The 19,532-nt window shown below is 72.7% G+C and carries 17 protein-coding genes; 3 read left to right on the top strand and 14 right to left on the bottom strand.

The features are described 5' to 3' along the window. Positions 1 to 3 precede the first annotated feature (3 nt). The 10 genes from ACFO0B_RS26585 to ACFO0B_RS26540 all read right to left on the bottom strand — a co-directional run bounded on the left by ACFO0B_RS26585 (position 4) and on the right by ACFO0B_RS26540 (position 11,705). Entirely contained in the window at positions 4 to 603 is a 600-nt protein-coding gene (locus tag ACFO0B_RS26585) for a YdcF family protein (RefSeq protein WP_378615527.1), read from the bottom strand. Between the two features lies 1 nt (position 604). Beyond that, on the bottom strand, positions 605 to 1,933 hold the full coding sequence (locus ACFO0B_RS26580) for a glycosyl hydrolase family 28-related protein (RefSeq protein ID WP_378615525.1): 1,329 nt from the start codon (positions 1,931 to 1,933) through the stop codon (positions 605 to 607). Next, positions 1,930 to 3,435: a protein tyrosine kinase gene (locus ACFO0B_RS26575; protein ID WP_378615523.1), complete on the bottom strand. Its 1,506-nt coding sequence runs from the start codon at positions 3,433 to 3,435 to the stop codon at positions 1,930 to 1,932. Before ACFO0B_RS26575 ends, ACFO0B_RS26580 begins: the two co-directional genes overlap by 4 nt. After that, complete coding sequence (locus tag ACFO0B_RS26570) at positions 3,432 to 4,811, bottom strand: hypothetical protein (protein WP_378615521.1); 1,380 nt, start codon at positions 4,809 to 4,811, stop codon at positions 3,432 to 3,434. Before ACFO0B_RS26570 ends, ACFO0B_RS26575 begins: the two co-directional genes overlap by 4 nt. A gap of 9 nt (positions 4,812 to 4,820) precedes the next feature. Further along, positions 4,821 to 5,825 carry a CgeB family protein gene (locus tag ACFO0B_RS26565; RefSeq protein ID WP_378615519.1) on the bottom strand — a complete coding sequence of 335 codons (1,005 nt, stop codon included), beginning with the start codon at positions 5,823 to 5,825 and terminating at the stop codon, positions 4,821 to 4,823. Next, positions 5,822 to 7,294 carry a lipopolysaccharide biosynthesis protein gene (locus tag ACFO0B_RS26560; RefSeq protein WP_378615517.1) on the bottom strand — a complete coding sequence of 491 codons (1,473 nt, stop codon included), beginning with the start codon at positions 7,292 to 7,294 and terminating at the stop codon, positions 5,822 to 5,824. The genes ACFO0B_RS26565 and ACFO0B_RS26560 overlap by 4 nt, the downstream gene beginning before the upstream one ends. Further along, positions 7,291 to 8,445: a glycosyltransferase family 4 protein gene (locus ACFO0B_RS26555; protein ID WP_378615515.1), complete on the bottom strand. Its 1,155-nt coding sequence runs from the start codon at positions 8,443 to 8,445 to the stop codon at positions 7,291 to 7,293. The genes ACFO0B_RS26560 and ACFO0B_RS26555 overlap by 4 nt, the downstream gene beginning before the upstream one ends. Continuing rightward, positions 8,442 to 9,479, bottom strand: a complete 1,038-nt coding sequence (locus ACFO0B_RS26550) for a glycosyltransferase family 4 protein (protein WP_378615868.1) — start codon at positions 9,477 to 9,479, stop codon at positions 8,442 to 8,444. The genes ACFO0B_RS26555 and ACFO0B_RS26550 overlap by 4 nt, the downstream gene beginning before the upstream one ends. A 23-nt stretch (positions 9,480 to 9,502) precedes the next feature. Further along, on the bottom strand, positions 9,503 to 10,339 hold the full coding sequence (locus ACFO0B_RS26545) for a glycosyltransferase family 2 protein (protein ID WP_378615513.1): 837 nt from the start codon (positions 10,337 to 10,339) through the stop codon (positions 9,503 to 9,505). A gap of 268 nt (positions 10,340 to 10,607) precedes the next feature. Next, positions 10,608 to 11,705 (bottom strand): class I SAM-dependent methyltransferase, encoded by a 1,098-nt coding sequence (locus tag ACFO0B_RS26540; RefSeq protein WP_378615511.1) that lies wholly within the window; start codon positions 11,703 to 11,705, stop codon positions 10,608 to 10,610. Positions 11,706 to 11,719: 14 nt separating this feature from the next. Between ACFO0B_RS26540 and rfbC the strand changes: the two genes are divergently transcribed. Further along, a complete protein-coding gene (gene rfbC / locus ACFO0B_RS26535) occupies positions 11,720 to 12,286 on the top strand; it encodes a dTDP-4-dehydrorhamnose 3,5-epimerase (RefSeq protein ID WP_378615509.1) in 567 nt (188 codons plus the stop codon). Here rfbC and ACFO0B_RS26530 read toward each other — a convergent pair. Genes ACFO0B_RS26530 through ACFO0B_RS26515 form a run of 4 tightly spaced genes read right to left on the bottom strand, consistent with a single transcriptional unit; the run spans position 12,270 to position 15,976 of the window. After that, positions 12,270 to 13,298, bottom strand: coding sequence for an NAD-dependent epimerase/dehydratase family protein (locus ACFO0B_RS26530; RefSeq protein WP_378615507.1), 1,029 nt, complete (start codon positions 13,296 to 13,298; stop codon positions 12,270 to 12,272). The two genes, rfbC and ACFO0B_RS26530, sit on opposite strands and share 17 nt — an antisense overlap. A 4-nt stretch (positions 13,299 to 13,302) precedes the next feature. Beyond that, positions 13,303 to 13,953 carry a PIG-L deacetylase family protein gene (locus ACFO0B_RS26525; protein ID WP_378615505.1) on the bottom strand — a complete coding sequence of 217 codons (651 nt, stop codon included), beginning with the start codon at positions 13,951 to 13,953 and terminating at the stop codon, positions 13,303 to 13,305. Beyond that, positions 13,950 to 14,732 carry a glucose-1-phosphate cytidylyltransferase gene (locus ACFO0B_RS26520; RefSeq protein WP_378615503.1) on the bottom strand — a complete coding sequence of 261 codons (783 nt, stop codon included), beginning with the start codon at positions 14,730 to 14,732 and terminating at the stop codon, positions 13,950 to 13,952. Before ACFO0B_RS26520 ends, ACFO0B_RS26525 begins: the two co-directional genes overlap by 4 nt. Continuing rightward, a complete protein-coding gene (locus ACFO0B_RS26515; RefSeq protein WP_378615501.1) occupies positions 14,729 to 15,976 on the bottom strand; it encodes a methyltransferase domain-containing protein in 1,248 nt (415 codons plus the stop codon). Before ACFO0B_RS26515 ends, ACFO0B_RS26520 begins: the two co-directional genes overlap by 4 nt. Positions 15,977 to 16,430: 454 nt before the next feature. Here ACFO0B_RS26515 and ACFO0B_RS26510 point away from each other — a divergent pair, with 454 nt between their 5' ends. Both ACFO0B_RS26510 and ACFO0B_RS26505 read left to right on the top strand, forming a co-directional pair. After that, the gene (locus ACFO0B_RS26510; RefSeq protein ID WP_378615499.1) at positions 16,431 to 17,939 is read left to right on the top strand and encodes a sugar transferase; all 1,509 of its coding nucleotides are present in this window, start codon (positions 16,431 to 16,433) and stop codon (positions 17,937 to 17,939) included. Positions 17,940 to 18,133: 194 nt separating this feature from the next. Continuing rightward, positions 18,134 to 19,510: a hypothetical protein gene (locus ACFO0B_RS26505; protein ID WP_378615497.1), complete on the top strand. Its 1,377-nt coding sequence runs from the start codon at positions 18,134 to 18,136 to the stop codon at positions 19,508 to 19,510. Positions 19,511 to 19,532 lie beyond the last annotated feature (22 nt).

Genomic DNA, 19,532 nt, shown 5'->3' with positions numbered 1-19,532 from the left:
GGCTCAGCAGCCGATCTCGGTGAAAGCCCTGAGGTAGCCCGCGCTCTGGCGCAGGTACATCCAGGCGGTGAAGGCGAGGTCGGTGCGGCTGGGGCTGGCCACCATGGTCAGTTCGCCGCCGAAACACTTGCCCACGATGTACCTGGCCCGGGACACGTGCGGGGTGAAGGTGACGACGATGATGTGCTGCCAGTGCTCGGCCGCCGCACGCCGCCCGATCTCCTGCGCCTCGCCCTGCGTGGTCCACGGGTCCGGCTCGAAGCAGGAGACCCGGAAGGGGTGGTCGTTCGCGCAGTAGCGCTGCATCACCGGGTCGTTCAGCCCGGTGGAGGCCGAGATGACCAGCTCCGGCGCGAGTCCGCGCTCGGCCAGCTCCAGCCCGACGTCGAAGCGCTCGTACGGCGTGCCGCCGAGCACGACGATGGCATCGGCCGGGCGCAGCGGATCCACCTGGGGGTGCACGAAGACCGGCAACCCTGCCGCCGTCAGCGCGGCGATGACCAGCAGCAATCCGGCCAGCCCGACCGCAACCCGGCGCAGCACCGGCCACCGCGGCCCCGGGGCGGGCGCGGGGTCGGCGGGTTCCGGTGGCGGCGCGGTCATCTCAGCGGGCCGGCCGATCCCTGCCGAGCGGGGCGGTGGTCAGCGCGCCGCCGGGCGCGACGACCAGCCGCCAGTAGCCGCCCTCCGGGTCGCGCAGCACCACCCCGGCGTCGGCGCGGTCGGAGACATAGGCGCCGCTCGGCAGGATCGAGGAGACCGCGGCGCCGTCGGCGGAACGCGCCCGCAGGATCTCGCTGTCGCCCGCGGCCTGCGCCGTCACCGTCCCGGTGAAGCTGGGGCGGTGCGTGCGGCCGCGGCCGATCACCTGCCAGTGCTCCGGGAACGCCCCGGCGTCGATGTCGTCGCCCGCGCTGGAGACGAGGTTGACGGCGGTGCCCTCCGGGCAGCGCTCGGGGTCGATGCGCAGCTCGATCGGGCGCCGCCCCGGGTCCGGGTCGAAGGCGATGTTGGCCAGGTAGGGCTGGCGGCAGTGCACCAGGTCGAGCACCACCGAGCGCGCGGAGGCCTTGCAGTTCACCATGCCGAACTGCGACGGCCCGCCCTGCCCGGCCACCCCGACCTGCACCGCCACCTCGGCGCCCTCGAACCAGACGTTGGTGAGCCACCAGTTGTTGGCCGCGCCGTCGATCAGGATGTGCCGGTCGGTGGTGGTCAGGTCGTTGTCGGAGACGAATTCGCTGTTGCTGATGGAGAGCCCGGCATTGTGGTCGTTGCCGGTGCCGAGCACGCCGATCCAGTTGCTGGTGAACTTCGAGGAGGTCACGTAGTTCTGGATGCACGAGGTCACCAGCCCGACCCCGAAGTTGTTGATGTCGCAGTCGATGAACGCGGTGCCGCCGGTGTTGCTGTCCAGGACGACGCCGCGCTGCCGCAGGTAGCGCGGGTGGTTCTCGGTGATGTGGTTGCCGCGCACCAGCACCTGGTCGAAGCCGCACCGGAAGCAGTTGCTCAGTTTTATGGCGGTGGAGTTCTCGCCGGTCAGGTAGAAGCCCATGCGGGAGAAGCGGATCCGCTGCTTGTCCCGCAGCGAGACCAGCGTGGTGTCCCGGTCGCAGAAGACAGTGGTGAGGTCGGAGCCGTCGCCGTAGACGACGGCGCCGTCCGGCAGGTCCGGCCACGCGGTGACGGTGTAGTCGCCCGCGGGCAGGTAGAGCACCGGCGGCGCGCCGTCGGTCTTCGCCGCGGCGGCGATGGCGGCGGTGTCGTCGGCCTTGCCGTCGCCGAGCGCGCCGAACTCGCGGACATTGCGCACGGTCGGGCTCACCGGCCCGGTCCTGGCCGGCGCCTCCGGCGCCTCGCAGGCGACCAGCGGCACCGCGGCCGCGCCGAGCCCCGCGGCGAGCAGGTGCCGCCGGCGTAAACCACTCACTGCTCCGGCCCGGGTTCCACCGCGGGCGCGGTGCGCCTCGGGCTGCGCCGGGAGAGCCGCTGCCACCAGTTCCGGCCGGTGTTCACGGTGACCAGCCCGGTGACGGTGGCGCCCGCGGCGGTCAGCGTGGCCAGCGCGGCCTCGGCCCGGTCGGTGCGGGCGTCGCCGAGCACGACGACGCCGATGGTGCTCGCGGCGCGGCTGGCCAGCGCGACCGCGTCCGCGGAGTCGCCGGGCGCGGCGGCGTCGATCAGCACGTGGTCGTACTTCTCCCGAGCCGCCCGCAACACCGCGACGAACCGGCCGGAGGCGAGCAGGTCAGCGGTCTGGCCGTCGGCGGCGCCGAGCGGGAGCACCGCGAAGTTGCCGCCGGGCCACGGGGTGACGGCGTCCTCCACCGAGCCGTCGCCGCGCAGCAGCGCGGCCAGCCCGCCGGTGTGCCAGGCGGCCGCGACCGAGGCGGGGAGCTTCTCCGGCTGCGGCTTGTCCGCGGGCGGGTTCCCCGGGATGTTGCGCAGGTCGAGCTTGGTGGTCTGCTGCGCGGCGTTCTCCGGCGCCTCGCCGGCGCCGACCAGCGCGAGGTCGGGCTGCGGCTGCGGGGCGCCGGTGCGCACCGGCCAGTCGATCTCCGGGGCGGGCAGCAGCGCTGACGAGCCGGTGCGGGTGGTGTCGGCGTCGATCAGCAGCACCCGGCTCCCGGTCGCGGCCAGCGCGCCGGCCAGCCCGATGGCGAGTGCGGGCTCGGAACGCGCGCCGATGCCGGTGAGCAGCACCGTCTTCGTCGCCTCCGGCAGCCGGGAGCGCAGCGCGCGCAGGTCGTCGCGCTCCGAGGCGGTGCCGAGCGCGACCGAGCCCAGCAGCGGCCTGCCGAGCGGGGCCAGCTCGGCGCCGGTGCGCACCCTGCGGTCGAAGAGCTCGAGCAGCAGTGCGACCCCGCCGCCGAGTACCAGCCCGCCGACCGCGCCGAGCGCGAGCAGCTTGGTACTGCCGCCGCCGGACGCGGCCGGGCGCTCGGCGCGGTCGACGACGGCGACCCTCGCCTGCGGGGCGGCGGTGTCCTCGATCGTCTCCAGCTCGGCGACGAGCGCGCGGAACTGCGAGACGGTCTCGTCGGTGAGCAGCCGGGAGCGCTCGGCCTCGGTGTCGGTCACCGTGATCCGCAGCAGCGCGGTGGCGGGCGGCGAGTCCACCGAGACCATGCCGCGCAGCTCGTCGCGGGTGAGCCCGAGCCCGAGCTGGCCGATCACCCGGTCCAGCACGAAGTCGCTGCCGACCAGCTCCAGGTACGAGCGCACCCGCTGCTGCGCGGCCAGCCCGCCCTGGTAGGAGTCGGCCACCGAGGTGCCGGTCGCCATCGACACGTACACCGTGCTGGTCGCGCTGTAGGACTTCGGCGTCGACTGCGCCGAGAAGGCCGCCAGCGCGATACCGAGCACGAGCCCGGCCAGCAGGACGGGCCAGCGGCGGCGCGCGATCGCCAGGTAGTCGGAGAGTTCCCTCATTGTTTTCCTTCGCTTCCCACCGGCACCGGGACTCCTGCCGCGACCGGCGCCGTCGTCCGTTCCCGATGCCGCCGCCATTCGCCCACCGCGAGGCGGACCATCCAGGCCAGTACCACCACTTGCAGATATTTGCCGAGCGTCTCGGCGGTGCCGAGCATGCCGCGCTCGAAGACCACCGGCACCTCGATCAGCCCGATCCCGAACAGCACCGGAACCATATGTCGCGCGTACAGCGCACGCGACCACGCGATCAGCACGATCGCGGTGAACACCACCCCGATCACCACCCCGGCGTAGCCGCCGAGCACGTACCCCTCCGGGATGCTGCCCTCCGCCAGCGAGACCGAGACCTGGCTCATGTCCACCGACGCCCCGCGCACATCGGTCGCCCACGCCGTTCCGGCCTGCAGCTTCTCGCCGGGCAGCAGCTGCCCGGGCACCAGGCTGCGGGCCAGCGCGGTGATCACCTGGTCGGGGGTCAGCCAGCTGCCCGGCTCGATGAAGTAGGCGTCGGTCGCCGCCTCCAGCAGGTCGAAGCGGCGCAGCAGGGAGAGGAAGGGCCGCACCGGCTCCGGGTAGGCGGCGTCGACCGAGGCCGCCTGGGCACGCAGGTACGGCGTCGACTTGAGCGACTGCAGCCAGTCGAAGCCCGCGATACCCGCGACCGAGACCGCGCCGATACCGAGCACCTTGTCCCTGGTCCAACCGGTCAGCGCGAAGCGGACCGCGACCGCGAGCGCCGCGCCGAGCACCGGCGTCTTGGACTGGATGGCCGTGGTCCACCACAGCTCGCCGAGGACCAGGAAGCCGAGCAGCAGCATGGTGTCCCGGTTCCGCTCCGGCCTGGCCAGCACGATCAGCCCGACCGCGCCGAGCGTGGCGGGCATGGCGAGCAGGCTGAGCACCGGCGAGGCGCTGGCGACCTCGCCCGCCGCCCCCGCCGACCCGCTCGCGACGCTGGCCAGCCGGGCCAGCGTGCCGAGCGCGTAGAGCACGACGAGCGTGCCCATCATGTTCGGGTCGCCTGCCAGCGGCACCGGCCGCCGGGGCCGGGGGCCGCGCCGCCGCGACCACAGCGCGTACCCGAGCAGCAGCAGCGCGTAGACGACAAGGCCGAAGGCGACCGGGGTGAGCGCGGCCTCGATGCCGCGGTCGTAGCCGAGCGCGACCAGCCGCGGATCGGCCACGTTGTCGCCGAAGCTCGCCGCCGGCTGCACGACGAGCAGGACCACCGGCCGCGCCACGTAGGACATGCCCCAGTACACCGCCTGCGCGATGAGCAGCACCCGGAGCACGCCGGAGAGCAGCAGCGCGGCGATCACCATCGTGACCAGCGCGGCCACGATGATCATCAGCGGGGTGTTGCCGATCAGCACTCCGGCACCCTAGTCGAGCGCATTCAGGATCTCCCGCGCGCGGTCGGCATAGCTGTGCCCGCCCTCGACGATCCGCCGGTACCCGGCCTCGGCGATCTTGGTGGCCTGGTCGGGGAAGAGCGCGCAGCGCTCCAGGATGTCGTCCAGCTCGTCCCGGCTGGAGAAGAGGAACGCCTCGGCACCGTCGTCGAGCAGCTCGGCGTGCTCGTCGGTGCGCTCGCCGACGAAGAGCCCGCCCGCCGCCGGCACCTCGAAGGTACGGCAGGTGTGGGTGTCCCGGTTGTCGGAGTTGAGCAGCACCAGGTTCGCCGTCACCGAGGCGACGGTCATCGAGAAGTCCTCGCCGAACACCCCGGGTCTGACCTCGGCGCGGGTGGTGCGCAGCCGCCGCACCCGGCGCCAGCCCGGCCCGGCCACCAGCAGCTGCGCGCCGTAGGTGCGGGCCAGCGAGACCATGCCGTCGCGCCGGTCCGGGCGGCAGGCGCCGATGAACCCGACCAGGTACTGGCGGGTGGTGCGTTTGGCGGCCGGGTGGTGCCAGGCCGGGTCGTAGGCGCTGCGCACGAAGAGCGTCTCCTTGGCGCCGCGGGCCATGAGTTCGCGCAGGTTGTGCCGCTTGGTGGTGACCACCAGATCCCACTCGGACTCGTGCGCCAGGTAGTCCGGGGTGGTGTTCTGCGGGTTGGCGACGTCGTCCGGGCTGTAGTGCACGTGCAGCGCGGCCGGGATGTCGAGCAGCCTGCGCTGGTCCAGGTGCACCGACTTGAAGCCGAAGACCAGGTCGGGGCGGAGCTCGGCGCCCGCCCGCTCCAGCCGCTGGTGCACGCGGTCGACCGTCCACGGTGCGCGCTGCTCGTGCGACTTGGCGTAGAGCCAGGACGGCGAGAGCCGCGGCGGCAGCGTGGCCGCCGTCGAGTCGATCACCATCACCTCGTGCCCGAGGTGCCGGAATCCTTCGGCGAGCGAGCGGGCGTTGCTGCCGAGCCAGTCGTCGCCGACGAAGAGGATCTTCATCGCGTCCTTCTTTCCGCGCCGGCGGGCAGCGGCCCGCCCGCGGCACGTTCACGAACGATCAGCCCGCGCGTGCGGGCGAGATACCAGAGTGCTACGGCGAATTCGGCGGCCACGATGCCACCGACCAGGGTCCAGACGGAGTGTGTGCGCGCGGCGATCAGCAGCGCGACGCCCGCGATGCAGGTGCCGACGAGCGCGCCGATCAGCACGCCGATGGTGTCCTGCCGCACCGGCAGGATGGCAGTGGTGATGAAGGAGGTGATGGTGGTGGCGGGCAGGATCAGCACCTCGAGCCGCAGCACCGCCACCGCATCGGCGAACTGGTCGCCGAAGATCAGCGGCACCACGACCGGGGCGAGCAGCCAGAGCAGCGCGCTCGCCGCGCAGGCCAGCCCCACGCAGACGGTGAGCGCGCGCAGCGCGTCCGGCCAGAAGCGCTCGTCGCCGCCGCGCTTGGCCATCCGCGGCAGCAGCGCGAAGCCGATCGCGTCGAGCAGCGACTGCACCGCACGGACCAGCCGGTCCGACGCGGAGTACAGCCCGAGCGAGGCGGCGTCGAGCACCGAGCCGAACACCGTGGCCGAGCCCTGCCCGTAGCTGGTCACCAGCAGTCGCCCGGTGACCACCGGCGCGGCCGCGCGCAGCAGCGCGACGACCCCGCGCGGGCGGCCGGGCGGGCCGAACCCGCGCCAGGTGTCCCACCAGGTCAGCGCGACGCAGAGCACCGAGTTGCCGAGCAGGCAGAGCAGCGCGACCTCGGCGGTCGGGATGCGCGGCAGCACCAGGACGAGCAGCAGCAGGTACGCGATCCGCGCCACCGCCTGGTAGAGCGTGGAGGCCCCGAACCGGCCCTGCCCGATCAGCAGCCAGTCCTCGGACATGGACCAGACGCCGCCGATGAAGAGCCCGAGCGCGATCATCCGCAGGTACTCCGGCGCGCCGACAGCGAGCACGACCGCGAGCGCGAGCGTCACCGCGCCGAGGATGCCGCCGCGGATGACCAGGTAGGTACCGCGGGTGCGGTTGATCGACGCGGTCTGCTCGGCCGGGCTCCTGGTCTCGCTCGACTCCTGGACGCGGGCGGCCATGTACGAGGTGATTCCGAGGTCGACCAGCAGCGAACCGATGAAGTAGGAGGACATCCCGATCGCGAGCAGCCCGAGCCCCTCGGTGCCGAGCACCCTGGCCATGAGCGGCAGCGTCGCCACCGTCACCAGGTACTGGCCGTACTTGCCGAAGCTGACGTAGGCGATGTCGCGCGCGACCCCGAGCAGCTCGCGCACCCGCGACACCGGCTCCGCGGGCGGCGGCTTGACGATGATCGGGAGCTTCTGCGTCGGCCAGTCCATGAAGGCCGGCATGACCTCGGTCGGCGGGTCGTACTCCGGCATCCGCATGCCGTCGAGCGACACCGGGTAGTGCCGGTGCACGATCCGGATCGGGACGGTGTCCTCCGCGTAGCGGTTCACGGCGCGGCCACCGCCCTGCGGCCGGTGACCGTCGCCAGCAGCCCGGTGACCGCGGCCGCGGTGGCGTCGATCCCGAAGTCGCGGGAGCGCTCGACCGCCGCGGCGGCGAGCCGGGTGCGCAGCGCGGGGTCGGCGGCGAGGCGGTCCAGCGCGGCGGCGAGCGCGGCCGGATCGCCGGGCGGGACCAGGATGCCGTCCACCTCCGGCCGGACGATCTCGGTCGGGCCGCCGGCGTCGGCGGCGAGCACCGCGCACCCCGCGCGCATGGCCTCGACCACGACCTGGCCGAACGGCTCCGCGGTCACCGAGCAGTGCACGGCGATGTCGGCATCGGCCAGGTACGGCCCCGGATCGGCGACGTGCCCGGTGAACTCGACCGGGATCGGCAGCGCGGCGGCCAGCTCCTCGAGCCGGGCGCGGTACTCCTCCTCGTCGAAGAAGGCGCCGCCGACCAGGGTCACCGCGGCGGGGCGGTGCGCCGTCAGCGCGAGGGCGCGCAGCAGCACGTCCTGGCCCTTCCACGCGGCGAGCCTGCCCGCCATCACGATGCGCACGGCGTCGGCGGGGCGCTGCGGCACGCGCGGCGGCGGTGCGGATTCCTCGATGCCCGGGTATGCCACGACGGCGGGCCGGCGCCGGACGGCGAGGGTGCTCAGGGTGGCGCGGCTGTTGGCCACGACCCCGCGCGCGGCCCACCGGCCGAGCACCCGCAGCGCGACCGCGAGAACCCGGCCGAAGTAATCGGCGGAGATCCGGTCGTGCACCTGCCAGACCAGCGGGATTCCGGCCCGCCGCGCCGCTACCGCCCCCATCAGCAGCGCCTTGGTGCTCTGCGCGACCACCACATCGGCGTCCGCGCGGCGCAGTGTGTCCCCCAGTGCCAGGCCGAGCCGCACCAGCTCCAGTGCCCCACCGACCAGCCGCAGCGGCCCGGATCCGGCGATGGTCAGCGAGCGGCTGTCGAAGTCGTTGCGCTGCACGGTGACCGGGATGTCGCGGGCGCGCAGCAGCTCGACCAGCGGGCCGTCGGCGGTGAGCAGCGCCGACGGCCGCACGGCGGTGCCCGCGCGCAGCGCGGTGAGCAGCCGCAGGGTCGCCAGCTCGGCGCCCGACGGCGCGGCGGTGTGGGTCAGGAAGACGGCGTCGATCATCCGGCCAGCTCCCGGTAGAGCGCGACGTGCCGGTCGGCGGCTGCCGTCCAGGAGAAGGTCTCGGCGTGCGCGCGGCAGCGCTGCGCGTCGGGCAGCTTGCCGTCCAGCGCCGCCACCAGCCTGGCGGAGAGCGCCTCGGCGTCGCCCGCGGCCACGATCAGAGAATCGTCCAGCTCCCGCACGGAATCCGGCAGCCCGCCGCAGTCGGTGACCACCGGAGCGCGGCCGGCGGCGAGCGACTCCAGCGCGATCAGCCCGAACCCCTCCAGCGCCACCGACGGCACCACGGTGAGCGCCGCCTCGCCGTACAGCCCGGTCAGCTCGGCGTCGCTCACCCGGCCGGCGAACCGCACGCTCGCGCCCAGCGCCTCGGCCCGTGCGCGCAGCGCGGACTCGGCGGTGCCGGTGCCGACGATCACCAGCCGGGCGCCGGGGTGCGCGGCGAGCACGGCGGGCCAGCCGCGCAGCAGCACGTCGATCCCCATCCGGTGCTCCAGCCTGCGCACGCACAGCACCACCGGTTCGTCGCTCGCCGGTGCCGGGCGGAAGTGCGCCAGGTCGACGCCGGGCGGGATCACCGAGATCTTCTCCGGACGCACCCGGTAGTCGGCGACGAGCAGGTCGCGGAAGTGCCCGGAGAGCACGACGAACCGGTCCGCGCGCAGCGCGCGCACCCGCTCGAGCAGGTACTTGGCGCGGGTGGCCGCGGCGCCCTCGCCCGCCATCCGGCTCTCCGCCGCCCACGGGCCGTGGAAGTGCACGACCAGCGCGGCACCGCGCCGCGCGGGCGGGCCGTAGAGCGCGAAATGCCGGTCGAGCACGGCTTTTCCGGCCGGGCCGTCGGCGTAGGCGGTGCGGGCCCGGTGCAGCGTGGAGCCGCCGGTCGGCCCCCAGGAGCGGGCGCCCGCGGGCGCGGTACCGAAGGCCGCGGCGTCGACGGTGAGGTCGGCGCGGGCGGCGAGCGCGGTGTAGAGGTCGGTGAAGTAGCGGTTCAGCCCGCCGGGGGCGGAGCCGAACCACTCCGACCCGGTCATCTGCACCCGCGGTGCGGCGCCGGTCATGCCCGGCCCCCGCCGCGGGTGCGGATCAGGTGCCCGGTGCGCACCCGCAGCCGGTGCAGCGCCGCCTTCGCCAGCCGCAGGTCGCCGACGGCGACGTCGAGCGGGGAGAGCAGCCGGGGGCAGTCACGCGCGATGCGATGGTGGAAGCGCAGCATCTCGGTGAGCTTGCTCAGCGACGAGGTGCGGCTGGAGAGGTTGAAGGTCGAGTTCCGCCACGCCGCCGCCACCTCGGTGAAGCCGTAGAAGAGCCCGAACTGCCCGACCCGGGCGAACAGGTCGACGTCCATCGGGAAGACCAGGTCGCCGCGGAGCCCGCCGACTCGGTCGAAGTGCTCGCGCCGGAACATGGCGGCCGCGGTCGGGCCGAAGTCGGCGGGCCCGCGCCGGACGATGGTGCGGGCGAGTTCGCGCGGGCCGTGCACGCCGTCCAGCCCGGGCAGTCCGAGCCCGGTCTCCACCAGCGCGCCGCCCTCGTCGATCACCTGGAAACGCGAGGAGCTCAGCGCGAACGCCCGGTCCCGCATGACCTCGAGCTGGGTGGCCAGCGAGCCGGGCAGCAGGATGTCGTCGGCGCAGACCACCTTGACCAGCTCGCCGGTGGAGAGCTCGATGACCCGGTTCCAGTTGTCGCCGATGCGCAGCGTGCTGTCGTTGCGCTCGACGCGCACGCGCGGGTCGGCGAAGGACGCGGCGATCTCGCCGGTCTCGTCGGTGCTCGCGTTGTCGAGGACGAGCAGTTCGAATTCGACGTCCTGGCTCAGGATCGAGCGCATCGTCGGTTCCAGGGTCCGTCCCGCCTGGTAGGCGGGGACACAGACCGAAAGGCTGACCATGTCCCCTCCTATAAACGGGATAAAAATGAATTCAGCAACATGTCGGCAATATGGCGGGAAATATCGGTTCGGCCGGATACGGCTCGAATCGGATGGACCGAAGACAGGTCCCGTGGTCTTTCATACCGCCCTCATTACGTGCAGCTCCGAATTCTCGAATGTTCAATTCGGCGGAGCAATGGTCAAGCTATCCTGATTCGGCAATCCGGGGAACCCCGGATTGCCGCCAGTGGGCGACCTCACAGCGCCGCACCGCCCCCTGTGCGCGTCAGCGGATCGGCGGCTCCCCGTTGCTCGAGGCCGGCTCGCCGACGAGCCAGCGCCCGGTCAGCTCGGGATACCGGTCGGAGACCTCGGCCAGCAGGTCGGGCACGGTCAGCAACACCCGGTCCGGGTGCGCGGCGACCAGCTCGGCGGGCGCGATGATCGGCACGTCGGTGCCCGGCATCCGTCTGCCCTGCTTGGCGGGCGAGGCGTCGGCCACCCCGGCCACCAGCTCCCGCCGGACCCCGGCCCGGCAGAACAGCGCCACCGCGCGGGACGCGGCGCCGTAGGCGTACACCCGCGAACCGCGGGCCGCCTCCAGTTCCAGTGCGGCGCGCAGGGTCTCGCTCTGCCGGTCGGCCGCGCGCTGCAGCCCGCCGACGAATGCCGGATCCGCCGAGCCCGCCTCGCGGGCGAGGACCCGCCGCACCGCCGCGTCCGGCTCGGCCGGGCCGTGCACCGCGGCGATCAGCACCGTGCCGCCGTACAGCCCGAAATCCCAGGCCGTGACGACCGACATCCCGGCCGCGCCGAGCATGGCGCGGAGCACCGCCAGGCTGTAGTAGGCGAAATGACCGTGCCGCAACGCATTCCACTGTTCTCCCGCGACGATGGTGTGCACGGGATGGTACTGCACCAGCAACACCCCGCCGGGCGCGGTGGCCTGCGCGCGCTCGGCGACGGCGGCGCGCTGGTCACGCTCGTGCATGAGCCCGAAACAGTCGAGCACCACGTCGGCGGGGGCGCTCGCGGGCGCGAAGCCGCGCGCGGCCAGCAACTCCAGCCAGCTGCCGCCGTGCGGGCTGCCGAACTCGCGCACGGTGCGCCCGCGCAGCAGCCCCGCCGCGGCGGCCAGCGCGACCGCCTCGGCGGCCTGCTCGCGCAGTGCCCGCGGCTCGACGCCGCGCGGCTCGGCGGTCTCGGTGTCGTCCGCGGCGAGCTGGGCCAGCCCGCAGGCCGCGCAGAGCGCCATGGCCAGCGGGTGCGCCGCCTCGTCGGCGCGCACCGGCTCGTCCGCGGGCGGGAAGTGGTCGGCGGCAGGCATCCGGCCCAGGTCGAGTACCCGGGTCAGCACGGCGCTCCCGCACGCCAGGCAGCTCATGGCACGATCACCCGGTGCGTATCGAGCGGACCGAGCTCTCCGGCGTCCTCCTGCTGACCCCGAAGCCCTTCCACGACGAGCGGGGCTTCTTCACCCGCACCTTCGACGCCGAACTCTTCGACGCCGAGGTGGGCGCGGGCGTGAGCGCGACGTTCGCGCAGGACTCGCAGTCCCGCTCGGTGCGCGGCGTCGTCCGCGGGCTGCACGGGCGGCGCGGCCGCGGCGAGGCCAAGCTGGTGCGCTGCGCGCACGGCGCGGTGCACGACATCCTGGTCGACATCCGGCCGGACTCCCCCACCTTCGGCCGCAGCCGGGCATTCCTGCTCGACGACAGCGGCTTCCGGCACCTCTACGTGCCGCCCGGCTTCCTGCACGGCTTCCAGGCGCTGACCGAGACCGCCGATGTCTGCTACCGCATCGACCGCCCGCACGACCCCGGCGAGGACCTCGCGGTGGCGCACGACGACCCCGACCTCGCGCTGACCTGGCCGCAGCCGGTCACCGTGGTCTCCCCCCGGGACCGGGCGGCGGGCAGCTGGCGCGAGCTGCTGGCCGCCGAGCGGCTCACGCATCGGTTCTGACCCGGCGCAGCTCGGCGTCGATCAGCCCGCGCTCGCCGAGCGCGCGCAGCGTCGCCAGCCGGACGAAGGTGGAGCCGAAGGCGTCGGCGGTCAGCCCGCGGTCGCGGTACTCGCGGTAGAGCTGGGCGGCGCCGTCCGGAATGCTCCAGCGTGCCTCGAAGCCGAGGTCGCGCCGGGCGGCGGCGAAATCGACCCGGTACGAGCGCGGGTCGGCGCCGGATTCCCCGGTGATGACGACTTCGGCGCCGGGAACCACGTCGGCCACCGCGTTCGCGATCTCGGCCACCGTGCGGTTGTTCCGCTCGGTGCCGATGTTGTAGGCACGGCAATGAATGGCCTCGACCGGGGCCTCCAGGCACACCGCGAACGCCTCCGCGATGTCCTCGGCGTGCACCAGCGGCCGCCACGGGGTGCCGTCCGAGAGCACCTTGACCACGCCGCTCAGCACCGCATGGCCGACCAGGTTGTTGAGCACGATGTCGGCGCGCAGCCGGGGCGAGAAGCCGAAGGCGGTGGCATTGCGCAGGAAGACCGGCGCGAAGCCGTCGTCGGCGATGGCGGCGACGTCGTCCTCGACCCGCACCTTGCTCTCCGCGTACGGGGTGAGCGGGCGCAGCGGCGCCGACTCGTCGACCAGGCCGTCCCCGGCCGAGCCGTAGACCGAGCAGGTGGAGGCGTAGAGGAAGCGGCGCACGCCCGCCTCCTTGGCCAGCCGGGCCAGCCGCACCGAGGCGTGGTGGTTGATGTCGTGCGTGATCTCCGGGACCAGCGCGCCCAGCGGGTCGTTGGAGAGCGCGGCCAGGTGGATCACCGCGTCGAAACCGGCCAGCTGCGCGGCGGTGACGTCGCGCAGGTCGACCGGGATGCCGGGCGGGTCCTGCGGCGCCGCGCCGAGCACGCAGTCGGCGAAGTATCCGGTGTCCAGGCCGGTCACCTCGTGCCCTCCGGCCTGCAGCAGCGGCACCATCACGGTGCCGAGGTACCCCTGGTGCCCGGTGACGAGAACCCGCATCGCCCTACCCACTTCCCACATCGAGCACGATCTTGTCCAGCAGAAAACCTTCGGCGTACGGCGCATAGCACTGCACCCCGCGCAGCCTCGCCAGCCCCAGGAACAACTCGGTGTCGAACCAGTGCCGCTGTGCCTGCGAGGGGTAGTGCCGCGCCAGCAGCGCCGCCTTCTCGGCGGCCACCTCCGGCGCGACCGGATGCAGCGCCGTCGGGCGCGGAGTATCCGTCTCCCACTTGGGGATCTCGTAACCGAGCACCAGATGGTTACGGAACTCGGTCGGCACCAGCTCGGCAAGGGTCCGGTGGTCCTGGTGCGCGTCGCCGCGGTGCGGCGCGAAGACCAGCTCCGGCTCGGTGCTCCGGCGGAACGCGGCCAGCGCGTCCTTCACCCGGGCCCAGTGCGCGGGCACCCGCCCGTCCGGCACGTCGAGCACGGTCAGCGTCAGATCGGCGCCGGGGCAGAACGATTCGAGCGCGGCGCGCTCCTCGGCTTCGCGTGCCGTGCCGCCGCCGGAGAGGACGAGCGCGCGCACCCGGAGCCCGGGGTGGGCGCGCGCCAGCGTCAGCAGCGTCGCACCGGCGCCGATCGCGATGTCGTCGCAGTGCGCGCCGAGCAGCGCGATCTCGGTGAGCCGCGCGGGTACCAGCGCGATCACGACGCCGGACGCTCCCAGACCATCCAGGGCCGGTCGCCGCGGTGGTACCCGGTGTCCAGCTCGGCGCGCTCCTTGAAGGTGTCGGCCGGCTTCCAGAAGCCGAAGTGCTGGTAGCCGAAGAGCCTGCCCTGGGAGGCCAGCGCGCCGCAGGCGTCCTCGACCAGGTCGCCGCCGGCGGGCAGGTGGTCGAAGATCTCCTGGGTGAGCACGAAGTAGCCGCCGTTCTCCCAGATCGGCAGCTTGGCCACCGGGGTGATCTGCTTGACCTCGCCGTTCGGCAGCACGTCCACGCAGTGGAACGACGACTGCGGCGGCACGATCAGCATCGAGGCCGCCGCGCCCGACTGCTCGAAGCGCCCGACGACCTCGTCCAGCGGGGCGTCGGTGAGTACGTCGGAGTAGTTGGCCAGGAACATCTCGTCGCCGTCCAGGTGCGTGCGCACCCGGCGCAGCCGCTCCCCGATCGCCGACTCCAGCCCGGTGTCGACGAAGGTGATGGTCCAGTCCGCGATGTCGGAGTCGAGCAGCTCGACCTCGCCGCCGCGGATGACGAAGTCGTTCGACATCGTCTCCTGGTAGCTCAGGAAGAAGTTCTTGATGTGGTGCGCGCCGTAGCCGAGGCAGAGGATGAACTCGGTGTGGCCGTAGTGCGCGTAGTACCGCATGACGTGCCAGATCAGCGGCCGCGGCCCGACCATCTGCATGGGCTTGGGGACCATGTCGTTGTCGCTGTTGCGCATGCGCATGCCGTAGCCGCCACAGAACAGAACGACCTTCATCGGGTGCCGACCTCCGTGTCAACCGGATCGACCACGCGCACGGTCGGCAGCGGGAAGACCAGCCGGCCGCCCCACTGGCCGATGTGCCGCAACTGCGCGGTCAGCTCCGTCTCGAGATTCCAGGGCAGGACGACGACCACGTCGGGCCGGTCCTCGTCGATCCGCTCGGGCGAGTGGATCGGGATGCGGGTCCCCGGGGTGAATTTCCCGTGCTTGTAGGGGTTGCGATCGACCGTGTAGGCCAGCAGATCGGGGCGGATCCCGCACCAGTTGAGCAGCGTGTTCCCCTTGCCCGGGGCGCCGTAGCCGACCACCGTCCGGCCCGCGGCCCGCTCGTCGAGCAGGAAGCGGAGCAGGTCGTGGCGGACCTCCTCGGCCCTGGTACGCAGCACGGTGTAGCCCGCGACGGTGTGCAGCCCGGCCGCGGCCTCCAGCGCGAGCAGCTCGGCGACCCGCTCGGTCGGCTCGGCCACCGCCTCCGGGCGGGCCCAGATCCGCAGCGAACCGCCGTGCGTCGGCAGCAGCTCGACGTCGGCCACCGCGAGGCCGGCCACCGCGAGCGCGCGCTGCGCCGCGAGCAGCGTGTAGTACTGGAAATGCTCGTGATAGATGGTGTCGAATTGGCCGTAGCGGACCAGATTCAGCGCGTGGTGCACCTCGATCGAGATCCAGCCGTCGTCGGCGACCAGTCCGCGGAGCGCGTGGGTGAAACCGCGCAGGTCCGGAATATGGGCGTAGACATTGTTCGCCACCACCAGATCGGCCGGGCCGTGTTCGGCCCTGACCTTTTCGGCCAGCTCTTCGTCCAGGAATGCGGTCAGCGTCGGCACACCGGCCTCGCGGGCGGCCGCGCCGACATTCACCGACGGCTCGATTCCCAGGCAGGGCACGCCCGCCGCGACCACATTGCGCAGCAGATAACCGTCGTTGCTCGCCACCTCGACCACGAAGGAATCGCCGGTCAGGCCGAGCCGGAGCACCGCGTCCTCGACGAAGGTCTTCGCGTGCCGCACCCAGCTGTCCGAGTACGAGGAGAAATACGCGTACTCGGTGAAGGTCTCCTCCGGGGTGATCAGCGCCGGAATCTGCAGCAGCAGGCATTCCTCGCAGACCCGCAGGTGCAGGGGGTACGTGGGCTCGGGCAGATCGAGCTCGGCGGCGGACAGGAACTTCTCACAGGGGGGTGTGGCTCCCAGGTCGACCACACTGGTCAAGCTGAGCGAATCACACAGACGACAACGCACACGGGCTCCACATCGAAACAACAATCCCGCCGGCGGCGCCCCGCAGCCCGAGAAGTCACTTCTCTACCGACCGGGACAAAAAGTAGCATCACCGTGCGCCCCGCGCGACCCGAAGACTGACCGATTCCGCCCCGAAATCCCCGAACAGCTTGTTTCGAGTTACCGGGCCCGGCGAGCGGTGTCCGGGATCACCGGGGGCGGAGCGCATCCCGGCCCGCCTGCGAATTTCCGTACGCGCGTACCGGCTCACCTCATACCGATCAGTATGCGGCTGTGACCTGGCTCCTACGGGTTGTGCCCGGCGATCATCGGGGGCAATATCTTCGCAACAGATCGGCCCGGTTTCGATTCGCACCGTCGCGACGCCGCCGGACGGGCTGGGTCCTCTGAATTCTTCGTTTTCCTACGGTTGCGAAGAATTAGCGCTTCAAGCTTCAAGCAGGTTGTTTCACACATGGTTCTCGAGCTCACCGGCACCGGCGGTGCCGTCGACCTGCGCCACCTCTCCGCCCGCCCCGGCGAGCGGGACCGCTGGCGCCTCGGCTACGTCAGACGGCTCGTCGTCACCGACATGCTGGCCATCGCCGCGGGAACGCTGCTGGCCCAGCTGGTCGATGTGGATTTCACGGCAGCGCGCCCGCTGGCCTGGGCGCCGGACTTCGGCGCCGCCGCGATCGGGCTCTCGGCCGCCGTCTTCGTCGCCTGGTCGATCGCGCTCGGCTGGAAGGACACTCGCTTCCACCGCACCGTCGGCAGCGGGAACGAGGAGTACCGGCGGTTGCTGTCGGTGACGCTGCACCTGTTCGGCGCGCTCGCGATCGGTTCCTTCGTGCTGCGCGCCGACGCCGCGCACGACTACCTCGCGGTGGCGCTGCCGGTGGGGCTGGCCGGGCTGGTCGGCACCCGCGCCGCCTGGCGCAGGCGCGCCGCCAGGCACCGCGCGCTCGGCCGGTACCGGCACTCGGTGCTCGTCGTCGGCGGGCCGGAGTCGGCGCGTGCCATCGCGCACAACTTCGACCGCAACCACATGTACGGCTACCACGTCGTCGGGGTCTGCACCGCGGCCGGGCCGAACCCCGACGAGCCCGGCTCGATCACGGTCGGCGGGCGGGAGATCCCGATCGTCGGCGACGACCGCTCGGTGATCAGGGCGGCGCGGCGCACCGGCGCCGACACCGTCGTCGTGATGGCGACCGACCGGCTCGGCCCGCGCGACATCCGGCACCTGGCCTGGGATCTCGACGCCTTCGGCGCGGAGCTGATCGTCGCGGCCGGGATCATGGACGTCTCCGGCACCAGGATGTCGAGCCAGGTGCTGGCAGGCATGCCGATGCTGCACATCGAGCGCCCGCAATACGACCGCGCGCTCTCGCTGCGCAAGGCGATCTTCGACTTCTGCTTCTCGATGCTGGTGCTGCTCGCGATCTCGCCGATCCTGCTGCTGATCGCCGCGGCGGTGAAGTTCACCAGCCACGGCCCGATCTTCTACCTCTCCGAGCGGATCGGCATGGACGGCCGGCCGTTCCGGATGATCAAGTTCCGCAGCATGTACGTGCACGCGGACAAACACGTGCACACGCTGATCTCGGAGAACGGCGGGAATCCGCTCTTTTTCAAGATCAAGAACGATCCGCGGGTCACCCCCGTCGGGCGGTTCCTGCGCAAATACAGCCTGGACGAGCTGCCGCAGTTCTTCAATGTGCTGCGCCGGGAGATGAGCGTGGTCGGGCCGCGCCCGCAGGTACGCCGCGAGGTGCACTCCTACGACGGCGTCATGCGGCGCCGGCTGCTGGTGCGGCCGGGTGTCACCGGGCTGTGGCAGGTCAGCGGGCGTTCGGACCTCTCCCCCGAGGAATCGGTGGAGCTGGACATCTCCTACGTGGAGAACTGGTCCATGGTGCTCGATCTCTGGATCATCACCCGCACGCTGCGGGCGGTCGCCGAGGGCGAGGGCGCGTACTGACCCGATCCCGCCGCACCGTCGGGGGGCGGCGGGGTCGTTCTTCGCGGGCCGGCGAGTGTCGCACACCTTCCCGGGCGCGGCCGGGCACCTTCGCAGGTGCCGGGTTCGCGGCTCGCGCGCCGCGGCGCTCGGGGGTGCGGTTCGCACCGGGGCGGCAGCGGTGCGCGAGCGGCAGGCACCCTAGGCTGCGTCCCATGCGTTCGCTCGTCCTCGCTGCCGTCGCCTGCCTGCTGGCCGCGCCGGGGGTGGCGCATGCCTGGCCGTCGGGCTCGCCGCAGCACCCGTTCCTCGGCCCGGCCGGCTCGGCGACCATGCACGGTGATGCCGAATCCTCCGACACCACACCGTATCCCGGCCCCGGCACCCGGCCGCTCACGGTGCGCGCGGACCCGCTGGCCGCCGCCTGCCCGACGCTGCTGCAGGGCCGCGACGGGCTGGTGGTCGCGCTCTGCACGAGTATCGCCGGGCAGGTGCCGACGGTGCACCTGCTCGACCCCGAGCACGGCTCGCTGGCCGCGCTCCCGCTGGCGAAGGGCAGCCTGCTCGGCGGGGTGTACGCCTACCTGGACCAGGACGACCGGCTCGTGGCGGTGGACGGCGATCGCGCGCTGGTCCGGGTGGCGCACCGCCGCGACGCCGACGGCCGCCGGCGGCTGGAGATCGCAGAGCGCACCGACCTCTCCGCCGCGATTCCGCTGGGCGACAGCGTGACCGGGCTGGTGCCGGACTGGTCAGGGAATGTCTGGTTCGCCACCGGGAAGGGCGTCGTCGGGGTACTCACACCGGCGGGCCGCACCGGTGCCGTCCAGCTCGGCGAGCAGGTCGCGAACAGTATCTCGGCGGCGCCGGACGGCCACGTCGCGGTGGCGACCACGCACGCGCTCTACGAGCTGACCGCCGCCGACGGGGTGCCACGGATCGCGTGGCGCGCGCCGTACGATCGGGGCTCCGCCCGCAAGCCGGGGCAGCTCAGCCACGGAACCGGCTCCACGCCGACCTATTTCGGCCCCGGGACCGGCGCCGAGTACCTGACCGTCGTCGACAATGCCGACGGCGGTGTGCGGGTACTCGTTTTCCGCTCCGGCACCGGCGAGATGGTCTGCGCGCAGCCGGTGCTGACCGCGGGCGGGCCGGGCAGCGAGAATTCGCCGATCGGGGCGGGGCGCTCGGTCTTCGTCGCCGGAACGTACGGGTACCCGTACCCCGCCGTTCCCGGGGACGCCGGACCGGCGCTGCCGGCCTCCGCGCCCTTCACCGGCGGCATGACCCGGGTCGACATCGACGAAGCGGGGTGTCACACGGTGTGGGACAGCGGGATTCGCAGCGCGGCGGTACCGCACCTGTCCACCGCCGACGGCCTGCTCTACACCCTCACCCGGCACGGGCCGGATACCGCCACCCCGGCCGATGGCTTCTCGGTCACGGTGCTGGATCCGGCCACCGGCGCGGTGCTCGCGGACTCTCCCGCGCCGGGGACGGTGATGAACGACCCGCTGCAGATGTCGCCGCTGATCCTGCCGGACGGACGCATGCTGCAGGGCACGATCACGGGGGTCCTGCGGATCGGCTGAGCGAGCCCACCGCGCACGCCCG

Source organism: Nocardia jiangsuensis (assembly GCF_042650385.1).
GTDB classification, from domain to species: domain Bacteria; phylum Actinomycetota; class Actinomycetes; order Mycobacteriales; family Mycobacteriaceae; genus Nocardia; species Nocardia jiangsuensis.
Note: the sequence above shows the minus strand (reverse complement) of the source record. Positions and strands in the feature narration are given on the sequence as shown.